The organism is Aequorivita xiaoshiensis, assembly GCF_022008395.1.
Classification (GTDB): domain Bacteria; phylum Bacteroidota; class Bacteroidia; order Flavobacteriales; family Flavobacteriaceae; genus Aequorivita; species Aequorivita xiaoshiensis.
On sequence record NZ_JAIRBB010000010.1, the window covers coordinates 16251 to 39334 of the forward strand.

At 34.6% G+C, this 23084-nt stretch carries 14 protein-coding genes and 1 pseudogene; 12 read left to right on the forward strand and 3 right to left on the reverse strand.

Features of this window, described 5'->3' with window-relative positions; all coding sequences use genetic code 11:
* Positions 1-58 precede the first annotated feature (58 nt).
* From K8344_RS10870 to K8344_RS10915, 10 genes and pseudogenes are all read left to right on the forward strand, one after another.
* On the forward strand, positions 59-364 hold the full coding sequence (locus K8344_RS10870; protein WP_237608717.1) for a helix-turn-helix domain-containing protein: 306 nt from the start codon (positions 59-61) through the stop codon (positions 362-364).
* Entirely contained in the window at positions 361-2130 is a 1770-nt protein-coding gene (locus K8344_RS10875) for a type I restriction-modification system subunit M (RefSeq protein WP_237608718.1), read from the forward strand. The genes K8344_RS10870 and K8344_RS10875 overlap by 4 nt, the downstream gene beginning before the upstream one ends.
* On the forward strand, positions 2131-3375 hold the full coding sequence (locus K8344_RS10880) for a restriction endonuclease subunit S (RefSeq protein ID WP_237608719.1): 1245 nt from the start codon (positions 2131-2133) through the stop codon (positions 3373-3375). It abuts the gene before it with no gap.
* Positions 3376-3377: 2 nt separating this feature from the next.
* A complete protein-coding gene (locus K8344_RS10885) occupies positions 3378-4463 on the forward strand; it encodes a DUF262 domain-containing protein (protein ID WP_237608720.1) in 1086 nt (361 codons plus the stop codon).
* A gap of 3 nt (positions 4464-4466) precedes the next feature.
* Positions 4467-5564, forward strand: coding sequence for an AAA family ATPase (locus tag K8344_RS10890; RefSeq protein WP_237608721.1), 1098 nt, complete (start codon positions 4467-4469; stop codon positions 5562-5564).
* A 2-nt stretch (positions 5565-5566) separates the two neighbouring features.
* On the forward strand, positions 5567-6436 hold the full coding sequence (locus tag K8344_RS10895; protein WP_237608722.1) for a type II toxin-antitoxin system YoeB family toxin: 870 nt from the start codon (positions 5567-5569) through the stop codon (positions 6434-6436).
* Position 6437: 1 nt separating this feature from the next.
* Positions 6438-9398 carry a type I restriction endonuclease subunit R gene (locus tag K8344_RS10900; RefSeq protein WP_237608723.1) on the forward strand — a complete coding sequence of 987 codons (2961 nt, stop codon included), beginning with the start codon at positions 6438-6440 and terminating at the stop codon, positions 9396-9398.
* 15 nt (positions 9399-9413) lie between these two features.
* Positions 9414-9659 (forward strand): hypothetical protein, encoded by a 246-nt coding sequence (locus tag K8344_RS10905; protein WP_237608724.1) that lies wholly within the window; start codon positions 9414-9416, stop codon positions 9657-9659.
* Positions 9660-9919: 260 nt separating this feature from the next.
* Complete coding sequence (locus K8344_RS10910; protein WP_237608788.1) at positions 9920-10174, forward strand: type II toxin-antitoxin system HigB family toxin; 255 nt, start codon at positions 9920-9922, stop codon at positions 10172-10174.
* Positions 10096-10546, forward strand: a pseudogene (locus tag K8344_RS10915) (transposase); the annotation flags it as partial. The gene K8344_RS10910 and the pseudogene K8344_RS10915, both read left to right, overlap by 79 nt.
* An 80-nt stretch (positions 10547-10626) precedes the next feature.
* Here the strand turns inward: K8344_RS10915 and K8344_RS10920 are convergent.
* The 3 genes from K8344_RS10920 to K8344_RS10930 form a co-directional block, all read right to left on the reverse strand.
* Positions 10627-13227 carry a T9SS type A sorting domain-containing protein gene (locus K8344_RS10920; protein WP_237608725.1) on the reverse strand — a complete coding sequence of 867 codons (2601 nt, stop codon included), beginning with the start codon at positions 13225-13227 and terminating at the stop codon, positions 10627-10629.
* Positions 13228-13262: 35 nt separating this feature from the next.
* A complete protein-coding gene (locus K8344_RS10925; RefSeq protein ID WP_237608726.1) occupies positions 13263-15353 on the reverse strand; it encodes an FG-GAP-like repeat-containing protein in 2091 nt (696 codons plus the stop codon).
* Positions 15354-15659: 306 nt separating this feature from the next.
* The gene (locus K8344_RS10930) at positions 15660-17339 is read right to left on the reverse strand and encodes a tetratricopeptide repeat protein (RefSeq protein WP_237608727.1); all 1680 of its coding nucleotides are present in this window, start codon (positions 17337-17339) and stop codon (positions 15660-15662) included.
* Between the two features lie 869 nt (positions 17340-18208).
* Between K8344_RS10930 and K8344_RS10935 the strand changes: the two genes are divergently transcribed.
* Together K8344_RS10935 and K8344_RS10940 are read left to right on the forward strand one after the other, a co-directional pair.
* Positions 18209-18541 (forward strand): hypothetical protein, encoded by a 333-nt coding sequence (locus K8344_RS10935; RefSeq protein WP_237608728.1) that lies wholly within the window; start codon positions 18209-18211, stop codon positions 18539-18541.
* Between the two features lie 118 nt (positions 18542-18659).
* Complete coding sequence (locus K8344_RS10940) at positions 18660-23075, forward strand: CusA/CzcA family heavy metal efflux RND transporter (RefSeq protein ID WP_237608729.1); 4416 nt, start codon at positions 18660-18662, stop codon at positions 23073-23075.
* Positions 23076-23084: the final 9 nt, after the last annotated feature.

The window sequence follows — 23084 nt, forward strand, 5'->3', positions numbered from 1 at the left end:
ACACCTGCCTGCCGGCAAAGGCAGGTCTGACCATTGAAAAATTAATAGACATCATCAGATGAAATTAGGCAATCGCATTAAAGAGCTGAGAGAAAGCCAAGGTTTATTACAACGGCAACTCTCGGCACAGTTAGAAATTGACACCCCTATGTTTAGCAAGATTGAACGTGGAGAGCGTAGAGCCAAACGGGAACAGGTGCTAAAAATAGCGGAGCTATTAAAGGCCGATGAAAAGGAACTATTGGCTTTGTGGTTGGGTGACCAAATTATGGAGATAGTTACAGATGAAGAACAAGCTTTGCAAGCTTTAAAAATGGCAACAAACGATATTAAAGAAAACAATAAAAATAAAGATTCAGAATGAACCAAACACAACATAACGCTATTGTAAATTTTATCTGGAGCATTGCAGATGATGTATTACGTGATGTATATACAAGAGGTAAATACAGAGATATTATTTTGCCATTTACAGTATTAAGAAGATTGGATGCCATTCTTGAACCGACTAAAGATAAGGTATTAGAAATGCACCAAAAGTTAAACGAAATGAAGATTGACAACCAATCGCCTCAACTTCGTAAAACAAGCGGTTATGTGTTTTACAATACCTCTAACTATACGTTTAAAAGGCTATTAAACGAACCGGGTAATATCCGCCAGAATTTAGAAACTTATTTAGATGGGTTTAGCAGTAATGTACAAGACATCATTAGTAAGTTTAAACTACGCAACCAGTTAGAAACTTTAGAAGAAGGAAACATTACATTTCCATTAATAGAAAAGTTTTGTTCCAGTACCATAAATGTAAGTCCAAACCCTGTTACTGATAAAGATGGTATTGTAGTTATGGAAGGCTTAACCAATTTAGGAATGGGCTATGTTTTTGAAGAATTGATACGAAAGTTCAATGAAGAAAACAATGAAGAAGCAGGAGAACACTTTACCCCAAGAGAGATTATTAAGTTAATGACCCATTTAATTTTTGAACCCTTAAAAGGTAAAATTAAAGACGGAACCTATTTAATATACGACCCAGCTTGCGGTAGTGGTGGTATGCTTACAGAAGCAGAACATTTTGCTAAAAATTTGAATCCAAAGGCAACCTTTCATTTATACGGTCAAGAAGTAAACCCTGAAACCTATGCCATTTGTAAAGCAGATATGTTGATTAAAGATGAAGACCCAGAGAAAATTGCTTTTGGCTCTACATTAAGTAAAGACGGTTTTCCAAACTTACAGTTTGATTTTATGATAAGTAATCCACCGTATGGAAAAACTTGGAAAGTAGATAAAGATGCCATTCTCGATAAAAAAGAAATCATAGACCCACGTTTTACAGTAGGTGTTCCAAGAATAAATGATGGGCAATTACTCTTTGTAATGAACATTGTTTCTAAACTAAAAAAGAATAGTCCATTAGGTAGTAGAGCAGCAACGATACATAACGGTTCAGCTTTATTTACTGGTGATGCAGGACAAGGAGAAACCGAAATACGCAAGTATCTTTTAGAAAATGACTTATTAGAAGCCATTATTGCTTTGCCTAACGACTTATTTTACAATACAGGGATTCCTACTTATATTTTTATTCTGAACAATAAAAAGGATGAAAACCGCAAAGGCAAACTGCAACTAATAAGCGTTACTACCGAGCAGTTTTACAGTAAAATGCGAAAGCCTTTAGGTAAAAAGCGTGTAGAATTTACGGCAGCCCATATTAGAACTATTACAGACTTGTTTTTAAACTTTGAAAACAACGAAAACAGCATTATTCTCGATAATGAAGACTTTGGTTACAGCCAAATAACCGTACACCGCCCACAACGTGATGAAAATGGCAACATTATAAGAGATAGCAAGAAAAAGCCTAAAAGCGATACCGCACTAAAAGACAAAGAAAACATCCCTTTAAAAGAAGATATAGATGCCTTTTTTGAAAAAGAGGTATTGCCCTTTGCAGAAGATGCTTGGTACAACCCAAAAGAAACCAAAATAGGCTACGAAATAAACTTTGCCAAATACTTCTACAAACACAAAGCCCCAAGAGCATTAGAACAAATATCTGCCGATATTTTTAAGATTGAAGAAGAAACAGAGCATCTATTAAAAGAAATTGTAGAAGCATAAATGATGGTACAAGAAACATATAAAACCACTTGGTTAGCTAAAGCTCCAGAGCATTGGAATAGGTTGCGTATCAAAAATATTTTTGCTGAAATTGATGAAAGAAGCGAAACAGGACAAGAAGAATTATTATCTGTTTCTCACTATACTGGAGTTACCAAAAAAAGAGATAGCCTTGAAAATGAAACCGATTTTATAAGCAATGCCAAAACCTTAGTAGGCTATAAAAAAGTAGCTGAAAACGATTTGGTAAGTAACATTATGTTGGCTTGGAATGGTAGTTTAGGTATTTCTAAATACAATGGTATTACAAGTCCTGCCTATTGTGTGTATCGCATTAAAGGAGACAACAACCCTAATTATTTTGGCTATTTGTTTTCTACTGCATTTATGAAAGCGGAGTTTAGAAAAAAGTCTTTTGGCATTATTGATAGTAGATTACGTTTATATTCCGATAAGTTTTTTAGTATTCCTGCTCCTGTACCACCCAAAGCAGAGCAAGACCAAATTGTAGCCTACATAAAAGAACAATCCAAAAAAATAAAACACTTCATTAAAAAGAAGCAAACCTTTATTGGCTTACTAAAAGAGCAAAAACAAAGCGTTATTGATAAGTTATTAATTAATAAAGGTAAAAAGGTAAAGATAAAATATTGTGTTTCTAAAATAGGTGGTGGTGTTACACCAAAAGGAGGAGCTACTGTTTATAAGAAAAGTGGAATACTGTTTTTACGCAGCCAAAATATTTACAATGATGGTTTGTACTTAGATAATGTTGCATATATAACCGAAGAAATTCATTCTTCAATGAAGGGTTCACAAGTGAAAAAGAATGATGTATTAATCAATGTTACAGGTGGTTCAATTGGTAGATGTTACACATATTTTCTTGATGAAGAAGCAAATGTTAATCAACACGTTACTATAATTAGACCAATTTTAGACATTCTAACTCCAGAGTTTTTGATGTTACAACTACAATCTGATAGGATTCAACATCAAATTGATATGATAGAAGGAGCATCAAGAGAAGGTTTGACTAAAGGTGATATTTCAAACTACTACCTTTATTTACCACCAAAAGAAGAACAAGCCCAAATCGTTTCGCACATCAAAACTGAAACTGCCAAAATAGACCAAGCCATTACCAAAGCCCAAAAAGAAATAGAGCTTATAAAAGAGTACAAAGAAGCTATGATAGCAGAAGCCGTATTGGGAAAGTTTAATCATAAAATTGTAAAGTCATAGATATGTCAGATCATAACGAAAACATAGAACAAGAAGATGTTGGAATGGCAATGAAAAAACCTTTCAACCCAAACAATATCAAAGTAAGGTTGCAGGCTATACCAATCTATGCTATGGCTGAAAGAATACATCATAATGAAATAAACTTACAAACTGCGTTTCAGCGGAAAGAGGGTTTGTGGAAAGACAAACAACAGAGTAGACTAATAGAATCGATACTTATTAGGTTTCCATTACCAGTATTTTATTTTGAAGGAAGTGACCCTGATAAATGGCTGGTTATAGATGGATTACAAAGGTTAACAAGTTTAAAAAGGTTTATGGTTACAAAAGAACTAAAACTAACCGATTTAGAATTTCTTAAACAATTAGAAGGCAAGGGATGGGATGATTTAGATAGACCGCAACAACGTCAAATAAATGAAACCATATTACAGTGCCACATTATAGAAGAAGGAGATGATGATGCAATATTTAATATTTTTAAGCGAATTAATACAGGAGGTTTAAGCCTTTCAGACCAAGAGATAAGGCACGCTATGCACCAAGATGTAGCAGATTATTTAAAAAATCTTGCAGAATCACAAGAGTTTATAAAAGCAACAAGAGGAAAAGTGAGTCCAGAAAGAATGCTGGATAGAGATTTTGTAAATAGATTTTTAGCTTTCTATTTGTTCAATCAAGAAACAGACTATACCTATGATGACGACTTAGATTCATTTATGAACAGAACTTTGGATAAGGTCGCAACTTTATCACAGTCAGAACGGCAAGATTTGGAGTTGAGATTTAAGGCAGCTATGGATACAGCACGTAGTATTTTTGGCGATTCTGCATTTTGTAAAAAGAAAGATTACAAAAGAATTAACAAAGCCCTTTTTGAAGTAATAGCTGTGTCGTTTGCTAAATTGTCCGATAATCAAAGAGATGAATTAGTAAGAAAAAAGACAGCTTTTAGAACATTATTTTTCAATTCTGTCAATGTGAGGTTTGCTGATTCTTTAACCAGTAATACTGGTGGTAAATCAAACATAGCATTAAGACATAGAGAATTTAATAATCTGGTAAATAGCACACTAAATAGTTAGATTATGATAACACATATAGATATAAAAAATTTTAAATCATTAAAGAATGTTTCTACCGATACTAAAAACCTAAATCTTTTAATGGGTTTAAATGGTATGGGTAAAAGTTCATTTCTACAAATGATTCTTTTACTAATGCAGAGTGATAAATTAGAAAACAGGATTATAGACCTTAATGGTATATTGGCCCAAATTGGTCAAGGTAGAGATGCTCTTTATCAATATGCTACAGAAGACCATATAGAATTTGGTATTCAATTTCAAAACGATAATAAATTTAGTTGGAAATTTAATTATCACACAGATAGAGATAAATTAACAGCAGAAAATGGCTTTACAAAAGACGAGATGCAATTCTTTAGAAATGAAACTAAAGTCTTTCAATATATAAGTGCAGACCGCATAGGACCAAAAGATTTATATGATGCATCAAGTGTTGTTGTATCAGACAAAAAACAGTTAGGACTTTTAGGTGAGTATGCAGCTTATTTTATTAATGTTTTTGGAGCAAGTTATGAAGTAAAAGAGTTATTACAGCATCCAAAAGCAAAATCCGAAAGTCTAAATGCTCAAATTAATGCTTGGTTAAAAGAGATTTCTCCAGGAGTGTCATTAAATACAAAATATGTTCCAGAGGCAAACAAGGTAATCTTAGATTATCAATTTGATATAATTGGCAATAAGACTAATTCATTTAGACCAAAAAATGTTGGGTTTGGAATTTCTTATGTGCTTCCTATTGTTTTAGCTTTACTAACAGTAGAAGAAGGTAAAATTATAGTAATTGAAAATCCTGAAAGCCATATACACCCAAGAGGTCAAGCAGAATTAGGTAAACTTATAGCTTTAGCAGCCCAAACAGGTGCTCAAATTTTTGTTGAAACACACAGTGACCATATCCTTAACGGAATTAGAGTTGCAGTTAAAGAAGAAAATATAGACAAAGAAAATGTCAATATTTTATATTTCGATAAAACTACAAACGAGAAAGAATCTTATACAAATATTCATAAATTAAAATTGGATATAAATGGTACTTTGAGTGATGAACCTGAAGGACTTTTAGATGAATGGGGAACGCAATTACTAAAACTCTTGTAACTATGGAATTAATATGCAATGAGCTTTCATATTATCCAATAGCGAGTAGTAATAATGAAGCAGAAACAAGGTTTAATCAATTATTGAAGTGTTTTAAAGAGGCTAATAAAACCTTTGGTTTTAAAACCATACGTTTTCATTCAAACTTTGCAGAACAGGATATTACTGCGGATAAAAAGTTTTTTGAATGGGTCTCGACTGTTAGTAATTCAACATTAAAAAATACCATTCTTTCTTTTTTTCGCAAACCTTTTGCAGATGATTTAAATGATAAAGAATTAGAAACATTTTTAGAAAGTGATTATACAATTGCACACGATAATGTTCCCACAAAAGAAAGTCCATTGGGGCTTCCTATTGCTCATATAAAATCAACAATAACATTAAGTTTTAATTCTGATATTTTTTGGCAAAAAAGAAAAATTAATATTATCAAAACGAACACTTCAGAACCCGAAAACTTAGAATTTGCAGCTTACAATATTTGTTTAGAAACCGACTTAAAAGAAGATGAAATAGTAGAATGGACAGATAACGTAATGTCTAATTCTATAAATTCTAAAGAGATGGTAATTAAGTATTTGTCATATTCAAAATACAGAGTAGAACTTACAGATGCTTTTTTAGCTGAATTGTTGTATTGGAGAGAAAATAATATAGAGCTGTTTAGATATACTCTTTTATTAATGAAAGATGTAGAGGTTCATCCTTTTACAGGAGGTATGGGGCAAACAGAAAATTTAAAATACAACGGAAAAGAAGCATCAAAACGCATTACCAATACTTATCCTGATGGCGATAGGCTAAGTTATTTTTTAGAAAATGACACGGTAATTTTTGTTGCTTGTAAAGGCCATTATAAATTTCATTAATATGCAAACATCCGATACATCAGAAAAAGGCTTAGAAACTGTCATAGAAAAACACTTGATAGAAAATAATGGCTACCGCCAAAGTTATAGTGCAGATTACGACAGAGACCTTTGCATTAATAAAAAATTGCTCTTTGAGTTCATTAAAGAAACACAGCCACTTGCTTACGATACCATTCTAAAAAGAGGTGAAGAAAAGTTTGTTAAGAGGTTAACAGACCAAATAAGACAAAAAGGAATAATTGAAATTTTACGTAACGGTATTAAAGATTTAGACCTTAGAGTACAACTCTACTACAAAAAGCCAACATCACATTTAAACCAAACAGCCCAAAAACAATATAAAGCAAATATCTTTTCAGTTACTCGTCAGTTATATTACAGTTTAGCCAATAGCAATTCATTAGATATGGTAATTTCTATAAACGGATTACCAGTAAGTACTTTAGAATTAAAGAATCAATGGACAGGACAAAATGTAAAAAATGCCATTCGTCAATATCAAAACGATAGAGACCCAAAAGAAGCCTTATTTACATTTGGCAGATGTATGGTACACTTTGCTGTAGATGCAGACTTAGTGTATATGACAACCCATTTGAGTGGCACTAAAACATTCTTTTTACCATTCAATAAAGGAAATGATGATGGTGCTGGAAATCCATTAAATCCAAATGGTCTAAAAACAGATTACCTCTGGAAAGACATATTAACTAAAGAAAGTTTTAGTAATATCATTGAAAACTATGCTCAAATAGTTGAGGAAAAAGATGAAGATACAGGCAAAATAAAACGGAAATTGATATTTCCGAGATACCACCAATTAAGAGCGGTTAAAACCATATTAGACCACGCTAAAGAAAACGGAGTAGGTCAAAAATACTTGATACAACATTCAGCAGGTTCAGGTAAATCAAATTCTATTACTTGGTTAGCTCATCAATTAGTCAGTCTTCATAATACAGAATATACAGAAGCTGTCTTTGATAGTGTTATTGTAGTAACCGATAGACGAGTTTTAGACAAACAAATTAGAGATAACATCAAGCAATTTGCTCAAGTAAATAGTGTTGTAGAAGCGATAGACAAAGGAAGTCGGCAACTCAAACAAGCCTTAGAAGATGGTAAGAAGATTATTGTTACCACCGTTCAAAAGTTCCCTTTCATCATAGATGAAATAGGAACTCTACAAGCTAAAAAATTTGCTATACTTATTGATGAAGCTCATAGTAGTCAAAGTGGAGAAACAGCCAGTAAAATGAACTGGGTATTGTCTGAAAAAGAAACGCCTTACGGAGAAGAACAAGAGCCACCAACATCTGAAGACGTTATCAATGAATTGATTGAAAGTCGCAAGATGCTTAAAAATGGGAGTTACTTTGCCTTTACAGCAACCCCTAAAAACAAAACCTTAGAAACTTTTGGTACGCAAACAGCAGAAGGAAAATTTAAGGCTTTTGATACGTATACAATGAAACAGGCAATTGAGGAAGAATTTATCCTTGATGTCCTTAAAAATTATACGACTTACCAATCTTACTACAAATTAGATAAAGCAGTAGAAGATAATCCAGAATTTGAAACACGTCAAGCAAATAAGAAATTAAGGGCGTATGTAGAAAGTCATCCGTTTTCTATTATGGAAAAGTCCAAAGTAATGTTAGACCATTTTCATACGGATATTAGAAAACAGATTAACGGACAAGCCAAAGCAATGGTAGTTTGTAAAAGCATCAATAACGCTATCAAATATTTCCTCGCATTTAAAGAATATTTAAAAGAAATCAATTCGCCTTACAAAGCTATTGTTGCATTCTCAGGCACAAAAGAATTAGATGGTGAAGATGTAGATGAAGCTAAATTAAACGGTTTCCCAAGTAATGATATTCCTAATGAGTTTAAGAAAAAAGAGTACCGTTTCTTAATTGTAGCTAATAAATTTCAAACTGGTTTTGACCAACCTCTTTTACATACAATGTATGTAGATAAAAAATTGGCAGATGTTCAAGCGGTACAAACTTTATCAAGATTAAACAGAGCTTACAAACCGTATAAAGAAGATACGTTTGTAATGGATTTTTTCAACTCAACAGAAGATATTAAAAAAGCATTTGAACCATTCTATACCACAACTATTTTAAGTGAAGAAACAGATGCTAATAAGCTAAACGACTTACAAGATGCTTTAGACAATGCACAAGTGTACTCTCAAGATGATGTTGTAAATTTTACAGATTTATACTTTAAAGAAGCCGGCAGACAAGAATTAGACCCTATTATTGATAAGTGCGTAGCAGAGTTTAAAAATGAATTGGGAGAAGATGCTCAAATTGATTTTTATGTAAAAGCAAAATCATTTTTTAGAACCTATGCTTTTCTCTCAAAGTTGTTATCATTTAATAATGCTTATTGGGAACGATTATATTGGTTTTTAAAATTTCTCATACCAAAAATAAAACCTGAAGAAATTGAAGATTTAGCTAAGGGAATTTTAGAAGCTATAGATTTAGATAGCTATAGACTTACTCGTACTACACAAGAAGATATTAAATTAAAGGGAGAAGAGGAATTAGACCCTACACCGCCTGTAATGAAAGGTAAAAAGGGTGAACTTGGATTTAATGAATTAGATGCTATTATAAACGACTTTAATACAAAGTTTGGTATTGATAATTGGACAGATGATGATAAGGTGAAAAACTTTTTGTTTGAGCAATTACCAGCAGACTTTGCTCGTGATGAAGATACAGTTAATGCAGTAAAGAATAGCGACAAACAAAACGCCAAAATCACTTCTGATAAAAAGGTAGAAGACTTAATGCAAGATGTGATATTTCAGTATACAGACTTGTACAAGAAATTTACTGACGACCCTGACTTTAAACGTCAATATTTAGACTTCGTATTTGATAAAATATGGAATCAACAAAACAATCAAAATAGCTCGAATGTGAATAAATAAAAGCCTTATACCATTATGCAAAATCACTGTTTCAACATCCTAACCTTTAATCATCCACAGGAAGAACTAACACTCTACTTTACCAACCTGTCTGCCGAACAGGCAGGCGTAGAAGATGAAACCCTATCAAGGATAAATCACAGATTAGTACCTGATGAGGTTATTGAGGAGTTTGGGGAACAGGAACATTATTATACATCATTCACAAAAGAAGTAGACGGTTTTATTTCAGTTACCCAAATGCTATTTATGATAGCTTAAACCAAGCAGAGAGGGATTGGTAAATAAAATTAAATTTTAAAAAATGAGAAATCCCTAAAAAGTCAAGTAAAATCAGATTAAACGAAAAGTAATGGAGTAATCCATTTTACTTTAAACAAAATAAAATTACAAAATACAAAACTAAATAGTATTTTTGTATTAAATTAATTTTCAAGCGAATTGTTACTTATAAGAGAATTAAAGTATTTTCAGAAAAACACGCTGATTCTGAAACACCTTTAAATTTCTGGTATCACACAATTACAGCAAATGAATGGAAGAACCTAAATGAGTTAAAAAGAACTTTTAATAGTGTTGATTATGTAGGTAACCATAGATATGTATTCAACATTAAAGGAAATGATTATAGGCTTGTTGCTATAGTTTCGTTTAATGAACAGAAGCTTTACATTCGGTTCATTGGTACACATAAGGAATATGCGTGGTCCACCAGATCAGGAATGCTTGCAGGTACGTTGTATGGAAGGATAAAAAAGCCTTTACCGCTGACATGAAGCATATATATAATGCGCCCAACCAAGATGCCGCCAAAATGGCCTTAGCGGATTTTGCCCAAAAATGGGACGGAAAATATTCCTATGCCATAAAGAGCTGGCGGGACAACTGGGAAGAGCTCATGGTGTTCTATGAGTTCCCCCTTGGAGATCCGGAAGATCATATACACCACAAACCTGATAGAGAACCTGAACGGGAAAATAAGAAAGTACACTAAGAACAAACTTTCCTTCCCAACGGACGACGCCGTGATGAAATCCGTATATTTGGCAGTGCGTGAAGCAACCAAAAAATGGACTATGCCTATCAGGAATTGGGGTATTATTTTAAATCAGTTCCTAACGATCTATGAAAAAAGGGTCAGACTTTAAAAAAGTCCAACCCCTGTTATTTTAAACTTACACACTTAGCGGGATAGTGTCTTAAGTTACTATTAATTAATATTTATTTTTTACTTTAAAATTAATTTTCCGTTTTGGATAATTTGAGAAGAATTTTTTAGTTTATATGTATATAATCCACCCTTAAGTGTTTGACTTCTCGGGATCGAAAACAAGGACTTTCCCTCCACCTGGGACTTACTCACCAGTTTTCCTAAACTATCATATAGAAAAAACTCAATATTACCATTTGGTAACTTTCCATAGGTGTTTTTAAAATTAATATGATCATCTACTGGATTTGGATAAACAGTATAGGGGTTTAATGTATTATTAATCGTTATCTGCTGGACTCCTAATTCAGTATCTTTAAAAAGACTTACTTGGTCTATATTAAACTGACCTATTGCTGCCATTTTTCCATCTGAAGAAATGTCGAAATAATGGGACGCTAATGTTGGTAGCGAATATTCTTCTAAAGATCCACTTGTGTTAACTTCTAGCATATTTTCTCCATTACTAAACCTTTGGTTTGTAATAGTAAATTTCCTGTTAAAATCTTTTGCAACCCGAACTGCAATAGGGTCTGAAGGTGCATAATTGATATCCTCTACAAACTCAAGATCACTAATTGAAAATCTCTGTATAACTTGATCTTCTCTAGAAGTTACCCAAAATGACTCACTGTGAGGGTCATATTCAATACGCGTTGGACCAGCTGCTGAAGAATATTTATTTAACAAACTCCAAATACCATCACTTTTTTCTAAAATTGCAATTTCATCACTGTACTTTAAGGTAACAGCTGCAAATTCACCTAAGGAAGAGTTTTTGGTAATAGAAATGTGTAACGGGTACTCTGCGACTGATATTGTATTTACGATAGTGTGAGAATTAAGATCAATAATATTAATTTCATTAGAAGAACCTGCTGCAAGTAAACCATACTGGCCATCTTGTGTGATTTCAAATGAACCATGTAAAACGTAATAATTATAAAAATATAAACTTGCTTTTCCAGTACTAAAAGTAGAAATCAAAGAGCTATTCGTTCCATCTAAAGAGATTACTCCAATATTATCAACACCTCCTACACCTGCTACATTGCTTACGTAAGCAATATCATCACCTGGAAGGATAAAAACTTGGTTTGGTCCACTCCCGCCACTACTAACAGTAGCTACTATTTCAGCAGTTTGAAGATCAATGATAACTACCTCGTCATTAATCCTGTCCGGTACTACGGCATAATTGCCATCTGAGGTAATATCGAGACTAGCTACACTATACGTATTTAAATCAATAATACTTTCAAGTGTTTCAGTTTCAACATCTATAATTGACACGCTACCAGAAAGAGAATTTGCTGTAATTATTTTCGACCCATCTGGGGTGAACTTAACAAGGGAAGGTACATCTGCTTCAAGCTCAGACCCAGTAAATTGTTTACCTTCTTTTGTTATTTGGGAAGGTGTAGAAAGGTCATAAAAATTAATCCACTCAAAAAATAAAGGTGTAGAGGCAGCAACTGTGCCATTGGCGCTTATAGCCCCAAGCTGTATTTGTTCATTTGAGAGAGTTCCTAAAATAGTTCCTGTATTTGAATCAATAGTACTTAAAATCGAACCTCCTGCAACAAATGTTTCCCCATTATTCGTACTTGCCAGCCAGTTTGGTCTATTGTTTAAATTTATAAAGTCAAAAGTTTCTGTTTCAAAATCTATCAGTGCCGAACTATTTTGTGATGTTGCAACCAATGCTTTGCTTCCATCCATATTAATTGCGGCTGGACCAAATGTAAACGAAACACCTTGTGGTATAGAAACTTGTTTTGTAAAGGATTGAGTAGCTACATCTACTTGTGTAACCACATCATCCATTGTCTCATAACCCACAATTTTAGTCCCGTCTCCACTTAGGGCAAGTTGCCTTGTATCTTTTGCCTCTACAATAGTTGCAGTAACAGCTCCGGTGTCAATATCAAAAAACTTTAAACCATCTGAAGAAGCTCCATTAACCACAAACTCCTCGTCATCTGTAATCTTGAAATTTCTATAAGAGTTTACCTTACGGTTATGGCCTGAAGCAGTTGAATTTAAATGAATAGCAACAGGAAAATTAGAAATGGTATTTATTACGGTGAGGGTATTCAAATTTATTACTTCTGCAACATCATCTGTATCACAACCAACAATTGCAATATTTCCTACTCTGCTAATTTCAACTGGGGCCGGATAGGAAGAAACTGGAATAATGGTTTGCACTGAAAAATCTGAAATATTTATAACATATACCTCATTACTCAAACTACAAGTTACCAAGGCATATTCATCTGAAAAATCTATTCCGAAGGGAAATTCACCAACTTCGATATTTTGAATTATATCACGACTGTCAACATCTATAACAGTAACATTATTAGTAGATCTATTTACTGTCCAAATTTGAGTGCCATCCGGAGAAAATTTAAATTGACCAAATGTATCGCCCTCAACTAAATCACCAGAATTTAAGTGGGATATACTTGGAGAGAATTCCGGCATCGGCGGTATAGAAATAGCGGTTTCTTCATATATATGAACAACTTGACTTCCATCTTGAGAGCCTTGAGCAAGTAATGAGAAAAAGGGAGTAAATAAGAATAACGTAATTATTGTATAAAAAGATCTCATAAATTTGAATTAAAATTAATAATTTAACTGTTTTTTTATTCTTTAATTAACTTTTCTGAAAAGGTCTTTCCGTCAATTGTAATTTGAATGAAATATAGACCTTGACTAAGGTCAGAAACATTTAACGTCACATATTGGCTTTTTGGTTTTTGCATAAATACCCTTTGACCCAAAGAGTTATAAAGTTCTATATTATCTATAACTTCTTGTGAGTTTAAAAATACATTAGTGCCTGAAGGGTTAGGATAGAGAACTAAACCAGCATTACTAAATTCATCAACACCAAGAGTTGTACACACCACATTAGCCTCCCAACCCTCTCCCGTAAGGGTCGCATTGGAAACAAAGGTTACGAACAGACTCCCATCTGGATTATCTGCTGTAAAAATCCCTGGACTTCGTACACCATCAGCACCCGTTAACTCTGGAGCCATAGTATCGATACCGTTATAGATCCGTAAGAAGTCGTTTGATTCTATATCGACGAAAGTGAAATCAAGGCTAACGATATTCTCTGATGTCTCGGGTGAGATCAAGAATGAATAGTCTTCATTATTTTGATAAGATCCGTTAGAACCTCCTGTATCAAAAAAAGTATCGCCACAAATCGGTGTCGTCATTTCTGTTTCAAAGGTGATTTTAAGCCTAGAGGAAAAACCGTCGGCATCACAATCTGCTGAAATATAGGCATCATAGTTGGAAGATCCGATAAGATTAGTAGCGGTTCCCGTTGTAATTCCTGCCGGAAGATACTCCGTATAAATAGGGGTGTCAACATCAGGGTCATCGCCTTCATTAAATACAGAAAGTATATAGCCAATTACTGTGTTACCAATGGCATCCCAGCTAAACTCTGCTGTTGTATCTGTAATGTTAAGAATCGTAAAGTTTTCTGGAGCTGGGCATGTTATTAAATTGTTCTTGTACAATTTCGTAGTCTTAACCCCATCCCTTTGTCCTGCTAAAATCACGTCTTGATCTCCATCTCCATCCAAATCTGAAAATTGTACTGCAGCAAATCCTAAATTTTCAAAGGGTAAATTATTAATCTCGCTAAAAGTTCCTGTTCCGTCATTGGCATAAAAGCTTGTAAATACTGGGCCAGCATTATTTTGACCGGTAATGATAACATCTTGATCTCCGTCCTCATCTGCATCTACAAAAGTAGTAGTACTAAATTGAGCTCCTTCGAAATTTGTCCCTGTCACCTCACTAAAATTGCCGGCACCATCATTAGAATATAATACTGAAATACGTTGCGTATCAGGATCCTGTCCAGTTATGAGCAAATCTGGATCATTATCTCCATCAATATCTGCAAAAGCAATAGAACCTAAATATATAGGTATAAAAGGGCTCTCTGTACTTAAACTAAAATTACCTGATCCATCATTAACATATAAATTTGTAGTTCCTGTAAAGGTGCTATTAAGCCCAGTTAAAACAAAGTCTTGATCACCATCTCCATCCACATCGGCAAAAGCAACCGAACTTAAAGCAACATCTTCAAATGATGTTCCCGAATCTAAAGAGTAAGCTCCTGTTCCATCATTGATGTATAATTTTGTAACTCCTTGAAGCGGCGCAATCTGTCCCGTAATCAGTACGTCTGGATCGCCATCTCCATCAACATCAGCAAAATTGATAGTTGCTCTAGAAACTCCGACAAAGGGTGTGTCTATTACTTCAGTAAAATTTCCAGTACCATCGTTAATATAGAGCTTAGTAATAGCTTCGAAAGCACTGTTTTCACCTGTAAGCAATAAATCCTGATCTCCATCATTATCTATATCCATAAACTCTGTTCTACTAAATTTAACTGGGTCGAAAGGAATATTAGCTATTTCAGTAAAACTACCTGTGCCATCATTAGCATATAGCTTAGTCACTGTTTCTTCATTATTATCTTCACCAGTGAGGAGGAAATCTTGATCACCATCATTATCAATATCTGCAAAAGATATATCGCCGACACTTACTCCAACAAAAGACGTTCCTATGACTTCTTCAAAATCTATTGATTGTGCATTAACAATAATTGGTGATATGAGAAATATACCTAATAATATTACAAAATTTTTAAAGTAATTAAGAGATGATTGAAAACTAAATAAGTGTAATTGCATTTTAAAATTGTTTTTAATTAACATTAAAGGTTAAAAATAAATTTTTATCACAAAAAAATTAAAAAAACCAGTATTACAAATAATACATTCTAAACTTTCGCCAGCGGTATTTGTCCATTCAATTTCTGACACGTGAGTGAACAAAAAACAGAGAAAATAGAAAAATCAGTTTTAGTAATAATTTGTTTAACATGAATGGCAATTTCCAAATAAAGAACCTTTTCAGTCCTAAGAATAGACGGAAAAAAGGGGACATAAGCTTGAAAAAAAGGGACTGGAAGAATAAAAGGTAAGTATTTATGCAGGCTATACTTTAAGTAAGTAATTAAATAAGGAAATGCTTTTGTTCAAATTCATTTTCTCAACAATACGCTGCCTTCTTTTTTTACTCGCCTCATAAGTAATGTTTAAAATAATGCTAATTTCTTTTATACTTAAATTCATATAAATATAGCACATAAAACGTATATCATTTGCCGTGAGTTCGGGATGTTTTTCTTTTAAGCGTTTAATAAAGTTCGGGTTAACCTTTTCAAAATGTTTTATAAAATCGTCCCGTTGCATATCTGTTTTTAAAAAGCTTTTAATGGCTTTTATATGTTTGATTGCTTCTTTATTATTTTTTATTGTATTATTGGATTCAAAGGAATCAATAATTTCCTGGATAAGTTCATTTCTATTTGAAAGATAGAGGGCTTTTGCAGAGAGTTCTCTATTTTTTTCCGCAATCTCGTGTTTTAGTTTTTCTTGTTTTAGTTTATTTGTCTCTAATTGCTGTTCCGCCAATGCATGCTCTTGCTTTGCTTCTTTTAAAGCTAATGAAGTGATCTCTGACTGTTGCTTTTGCTTTATAGTCCTATTTTGAAAACCTTTATAGATTGAAATAAGAAGCACAATACCAAGTAATACTAGTAAAATAAAAAAGCTTCTTTCCTTTTGGTGTTGTTCTTTTTTAAAACTCAGCTCTTTTTTATTAGCGATCAATTCGCTTTGATATTCTTGGACTTTAAATTTTACTTTGCTTATCTCATAAAGCTTTCTGTTTACTGAAGCTGAAAATGAATCTTTTGTTTTTATAACAGAGTCTCTATACTGGTATGCTTTTTTAAATTCATTTTTTTGTGCGTAAAGTTCTGCTATTTTTTTATATAAAGAAATGTAATCAATCAACTCATCAGCTGCTCTTACGGACTTATTTGCATATAAGATAGCAAGATCTATTTCTCCATTTTGCTCATGAATAGCTGTTAAAAGTTTGTACATACAAGTAACACATTCGTTTCGATACTCCTTAAATATTCCAGCCTTAAAATCAATATATAATTTTTCTGCCAGAGTATTGGCAAGTTTTGTCTGTTTGGTCTTCATTAAAACACTTATATAGGTCGCTCTTCCAAAGAAGTTGGTTTGGTGGTTAATCCCATATTTTTTTACTTCCAGTAATTTATTCAAACTTTTATTAGGGTTTCCAAGTCTAGAATACGCTACAGCAATATTATTAATAATAACATTCCTTGTATCTTCATCTTCAATCTTATGAAAATTTGCAAGGTTTTCAGCTTTAAGATGATATTTTAAAGCATCAGTGGTTTTGTTTTCTTTAAAATATAATTCTCCTATATTTATCAATGGATGAATTCCTTTAACTGATAGATTTTGTTGTTGTTGTGTAATGTTATAAGCTTCATGAAAATATGCTATCGCTTCACCATAATGTGAATTATAGCGATATAATAGCCCAATCTGATTTTTTATTTGCCAAAGTTTATCATCCCATTGATTTTCTTCTGCAATGAGTTGCGCCTTTAATAGTTTTTCGAATGCAATTACATCATTATGTCGATTGGTATCTTCTACAGCCTCATCAATTAATTGTTGGCACACTTTTTTGGTGCCTTCCAAAGGTTTTAAATCGAAATTTTGTATTCCCCATACAGAATGGTCAACTAAAATAAGGAGAAGGGTAAGGAAAACGGTACGCATCAATACTTGGATTTTACCGAGAAAAGATATAAAATATTAGTGAGAAAGAAACTGCAATTATGTCTAGCTTCCTATTATAACTTTAACTTTTTATAATTTTTTTTACTAGTGTCCGATTAAATTAATTAAAACGAATGACACGCCAATAATAGCAAAGGGTTTAAGAGATTTTATAATATGGCACCTTGCGTTAAGGTTTTTTATTTTTTAATGGCCTAAGCGAAGTTTGCGTTAAAAAATAATGTGAGTGGAGGGTTAAGCAAACTAGCGCCAGCTATATTTGACATGGATATTGGGTTTGTTTAGCGACTTTAATATACTGAATTTCAGTATATTAACCAATATCTTTTTTTTGTTTTATTCAACTAAATAGTTTCACCCAACGGGTTCATAACAATGTATCCTATGAAAAGCACTAATCCCGATCTTCAAAAGTAATATTTTTATTTCAATTATCTCATAATGATTATTTTGGAGTGTTTAACTGTTGGCAATCCTCTCCTGTTTGCTGAATGATTGTCAACATTTAAATACTTATAACTTGCTCCGCATCCTATATGTGATCAACCCATAATGGTCGTCACCAGCATCTGTATGATTTCCACCAATTGCCTTCAGTCGCTTTGTTTTACTCATTCGTGCCTCATTCTCTACAATCACCCACTTCCAGCAACGCGCAGCAAGAGTAGCCCACCATTCATTTCCGTTGCACTACAATTCATTCAGGGCCACACTTGCTATTTCAACTCCTGAGTATCATTATAATTGCACAACCTTTGCACGTAATTATTTGTACATTTGTAGAAATTATGAAACTATTCTTTTCCATATCAATGTCTATTTTATTCTTTTTTCAGGGAATTAGCCTTGATATGGACTTTTGTGGACCAATAAAAGAAATTTCAAACATCATTACCCATTATCAAGACCATAAAATGTATGGCGACTCTTTCCTTGAATATGTAGTTGAAGATTACATTGACAATGATGCAAAAAATGAAGGGCATCATAATAACCCAGATAAGGAGAATACACCAGTTCATTCCCATCATCAATGTTGTCATCCTTTAGTGTTATTTATTACGAACAACAATTCGGCCCTAATCAATCGACTAAAGTTTGAAGATAAAGAGCCGTTCAATTTATATACAGTTAACTTATATTCCAGATATCTGGAATCTCTCTTCCAACCCCCGCGAGTATAATTCAGTTTTTTTAAGGATAGCTATATCCTAACGTGATGCTTCTCAAGATAGGCATTGCTTTATAAATGCGTTGCATCTATTCGCATCGTAAGTTTTAAACTGAATTAATACATTTTCTATGATTAACAAAATCATTTCATTTTCCATTAATAATAAATTTATTATTGGCTTATTTATAGTGGCACTTGTTGGTACGGGCATTTGGTCTATGGCCACTATAAACTTGGGTTCTGTACCCGATATAACAAACAACCAAGTACAGGTAATAACCGTGGCCCCAAACTTGGGGACAGAAGATATAGAACAATTTGTTACCTATCCCGTAGAATTGGCAATGGCCAATCTTCCTGACGTCATCGAGCTGCGTTCAGTATCCCGTTTTGGGCTGTCCGTGGTTACCATTGTTTTTAAGGACGAGGCAGGCACTTATCTGCCACGGCAATTGGTACAGGAGAAATTAACCGAAGTTGCCGGAGAAATCCCCGAAGGTTTTGGCACACCTTTTATGGCACCCATAACAACAGGTCTGGGCGAAATTTTTCAATATACCTTAAAAGTGACAGAAGGCTATGAAGACAAATATGACGCAATGGAGCTTCGTACCATCCAAGATTGGATTGTAAAACGCCAAATGGCTTTAGTGCCAGGCGTAGTCGAGGTCAATGCTTTTGGAGGTTATGTAAAACAATATGAAGTTGCCATAAATCCTGATAAACTAAAAAGTTTTGGCATTACAATGAATCAGGTTTTTGAAGCTCTTAAAGTGAACAATGCTAATACCGGTGGTGCTTACATTGAAAAAAACCACCAAGCCAATTTTATCCGTGGCGAAGGGCTGGCTCGAAGTATCGCCGATTTGGAAAACACGGTTGTGACCACTCAAAATGGAAGCCCTGTCTTGGTAAGGGACGTTGCCGAAAAAGTGGGCTACGGAAACCAAGTGCGTTATGGTGCATTTACCCAAGACGGTCACGAATCCGTAGGTGGACAAATTTTAATGCTGAAAGGCGAAAGCCCAGGCGACGTGATTGAAAATGTGGAAAAGCGTATTGTAGAAATTCAAAAATCCCTGCCGGAAGGTGTTTATATTGATGCTTTTTTAAGCCGAAGTGAACTTATTGAGGCAACCACAAGTACCGTTAAAAACAATCTAATAGAAGGAGCCCTAATCGTCATATTTGTTTTGGTCTTACTTTTGGGAAGCTTCCGTGGTGGCTTGATAGCAGCTTCGATAATCCCTTTATGTCTATTATTTGCATTTATTTTGATGAAACAATTTGGCATTTGGGCAAATTTAATGTCCTTGGGTGCGATCGATTTTGGAATTATTGTAGATGGAGCGGTGATTATCGTGGAAGGAGCGGTTTTCCACATTCATCAACGGATGAAAAAATCCACAACCGCCATCAACCAAGCTGAAATGGATGAAATCGCCTATGATTCTTCAAGTAAAATGATGAATTCTGCCTTCTTCGGTCAACTAATTGTTCTTATAGTTTTTACACCGATTCTTTTTTTGACCGGTGTGGAAGGGAAAATGTTCCGGCCAATGGCATTTACATTTGGTTTTGCCGTTTTAGGCGCTATCATCCTTTGTCTTACCTACGTGCCAATGATGTCATCATTATTTTTAAAACCTGCTAAAAATCAAAATAGTTGGTTCGCCAAGTTTGAAAACAAGATTGATAGGTTCAGTGATAAAATTATGGATGTTCTGAATCGTATCTATCTGCCTATATTAAATTTTGCACTTCGCTTTCGGGCAGGTGTGGTTATAGGCGCGGTTTCCTTGCTTTTGATTTCAGGATTTATTTTCAGCAATATGGGAGCAGAATTTGTCCCTAAATTTGATGAAGGCGATATTGCATTTCAAGCATTGATAAAACCGGGGAGCAGTCTTACAGAATCTATTGAGGCTTCAGAGAAACTTCAGAAGTTAATCAATGAGTTTCCGGAAGTAAAAACAGTAGTTTCTAGGATTGGTGTGGCCGAAATACCGACAGACCCGATGCCTATGGATATTGCCGATAGTTATATTATTCTTGAAAAAGATAAGAGTAAATGGACTTCCGCAGATAGTAAAGAAGAACTAATAGAAAAAATACAGGAAAAAATTTCAGTAGTTCCCGGCGTAAATTTCGTGTTTACCCAACCTGTAGAACTTCGTTTTAATGAATTGCTTACAGGGGTTCGTGAGGACGTGGCAATCAAACTGTACGGAGAAGATTTAGGCGTTTTGGCAGACAAGGTACAGGAAATCGCAGCGGTCATCAGAACCGTTCCCGGAGCGGCTGACCTCAATGTAGAAGCTACAAGCGGTTTGCCACAAATGACAGTGGTGTATAACCGGGCAAAAATGGCACAATACGGTGTAACCGTGGATAAATTGAATGATTATGTAAGTGCCGCCTTTGCAGGCGAAAAGGCAGGTGTGATTTTTGAAGGCGAAAAGCGTTTTGATGTGGTTATCAGGTTGGCAGAGGACTTTAGGCAAGACATCAATAGCTTAAAAAACCTTTACATAGACCTGCCGAACGGTGCTCAAGTGCCTCTAAAGGAAGTTGCGGATATCAGTTATAAAGCTGGGCCAATGCAAATTTCAAGAGACAACACTATGCGTCGTATATCTGTGGGTGTAAATGTTCGTGGACGCGATGTAAAATCGATGGTCGAGGAAATTCAGCAAAAACTGGAAACGGAAGTGGAACTGCCACCAGGTTATTACGTCACTTATGGAGGGTCATTTGAAAACCTGCAACGTGCATCAGACCGATTGATGATAGTAGTGCCCATCGTTCTACTAACAATATTTATCCTGCTTTATTTCGCTTTAAATTCATTTTCACAGGCTTTGATGATTTATATGGCAGTGCCTTTGGCGGCAATAGGCGGGGTTTTCATTTTGTTGATCCGTGGAATGCCTTTCAGTATTTCGGCAGGGGTCGGGTTTATCGTACTCTTTGGAGTAGCGGTTTTAAACGGTCTGATACTCATAAACAAATTCAATGAACTAAAAGAAAGTGGAATGACAGATTTAAAAAAACGTATATACGAAGCTACGCACGAACGTTTACGTCCCATTTTATTGACTGCCATTACCACAATTATGGGCTTTATCCCAATGGCGGTTTCCACCTCTGGTGGTGCAGAAGTACAGCGACCATTGGCAACAGTAGTCATTGGAGGAATGCTTACGGCAACATTTTTGACCTTGGTGGTTATTCCTATTCTTTACTATTGGCTGGAATCCCGAAAAGAAAAGAAGGACAATGGTGGAGATGTAAGTTATATTAAAAAATCAACCAATATTGTAACCGTATTATTGATGGTTGGAGGTTTGATGGCTTCTGGTACTTCATTTGCCCAAGACACCAATCAAGATGGTACAATCCCAAAGACCTTGACCATTGATGAGGCTATTGCTATGGCTAAACAGAATTATCCATCACTTAAAGAGAGCCAAGCATTTATTGAACGGGAAAAGGCACTAAAGGGAACGAGTTTTGACCTTGGTAGCACTCAAGTTTTCACGGGCAAAGAAGAATATGGAAATAATCTTCCTGGAGTGCAGACAACCGTTGGTGTGCAACAGGGCAACATTGATTTGCTTTCCGGTTTTTCAAAATCGAAGTTTTACAAAGAGCGTATTGCCTTGGGAGAAAAGTTTTATGTGGCCAGTGAACAACAATTGGTGCGTAATGTGATGCAGGCGTATGACCAAATTAATTATTACAAGGCACAATTGCGTTTTGCAGACCAATTGGACAGTATTTATACCAATTTTAAGACCGCTGCCCAACTTCGGTATGATACGGGAGAAACAGGTAAGTTGGAATTTATTTCAGCCTCTTCAGAATTTCAACAGATTCAAGTATTAAGGCAACAAGCCTTTGATGATATTGAAATAGCCAAACGTGCCTTAAAACAATATTTGGGAACGGATGAATCCATTGAAACGATTAGTGAACCATACAAAACATTGGATTTTATGGCAATGTTAGATTCCACTTCGGTGGCCAATAACCCAATGTTGCAATATGCGTTGCAAAATGCCGAAGTAAGCAAGGCAAATGTGGGTGTTGAGAAATCACAATTCCTGCCGAAATTCAGCTTATCGTATGGCAGGCAGGTTGTAGATGATGTTTCAGGCTTCAACACCTATCAGGCGGGTATTAGCATTCCGCTATGGTTTTTTCCGCAGAAGTCAAGGGTAAAAGCAGCAAAGGCAGACGCAATGGTAGCAGAGAATCAATATTTGGAGCAAAAGGCGGTTACAGAAAGTCGCGTGTCGCAATTGACCAAATCCCTCGAAAAAACTAAGAAGACCTTGCAATATTATAAAGAAGGCGCACTATTGTTGGCAGAACAGCAAATTACCACAGCGCAATTGGCATCCAAGGAAGGCGAAATAGATTATGTCAATTATATCACAATTCTCAACAGTGCCATCAGGATAAAACAAAACCATTTGCAATACATAAACCAGTTTAACCAACAATCCATTGAGATACAATATCAATTGGGCAATTTATAATCTTAAAAA

Bases quoted from the DNA above. Each gene is read 5' to 3' on its own strand.
- K8344_RS10870 (WP_237608717.1), top strand. From the start codon at position 59: ATGAAATTAGGCAATCGCATTAAAGAGCTGAGAGAAAGCCAAGGTTTA.
- K8344_RS10875 (WP_237608718.1), top strand. From the start codon at position 361: ATGAACCAAACACAACATAACGCTATTGTAAATTTTATCTGGAGCATT.
- K8344_RS10880 (WP_237608719.1), top strand. From the start codon at position 2,131: ATGATGGTACAAGAAACATATAAAACCACTTGGTTAGCTAAAGCTCCA.
- K8344_RS10885 (WP_237608720.1), top strand. From the start codon at position 3,378: ATGTCAGATCATAACGAAAACATAGAACAAGAAGATGTTGGAATGGCA.
- K8344_RS10890 (WP_237608721.1), top strand. From the start codon at position 4,467: ATGATAACACATATAGATATAAAAAATTTTAAATCATTAAAGAATGTT.
- K8344_RS10895 (WP_237608722.1), top strand. From the start codon at position 5,567: ATGGAATTAATATGCAATGAGCTTTCATATTATCCAATAGCGAGTAGT.
- K8344_RS10900 (WP_237608723.1), top strand. From the start codon at position 6,438: ATGCAAACATCCGATACATCAGAAAAAGGCTTAGAAACTGTCATAGAA.
- K8344_RS10905 (WP_237608724.1), top strand. From the start codon at position 9,414: ATGCAAAATCACTGTTTCAACATCCTAACCTTTAATCATCCACAGGAA.
- K8344_RS10920 (WP_237608725.1), bottom strand. From the start codon at position 13,227: ATGAGATCTTTTTATACAATAATTACGTTATTCTTATTTACTCCCTTT.
- K8344_RS10925 (WP_237608726.1), bottom strand. From the start codon at position 15,353: ATGCAATTACACTTATTTAGTTTTCAATCATCTCTTAATTACTTTAAA.
- K8344_RS10935 (WP_237608728.1), top strand. From the start codon at position 18,209: ATGGACTTTTGTGGACCAATAAAAGAAATTTCAAACATCATTACCCAT.
- K8344_RS10940 (WP_237608729.1), top strand. From the start codon at position 18,660: ATGATTAACAAAATCATTTCATTTTCCATTAATAATAAATTTATTATT.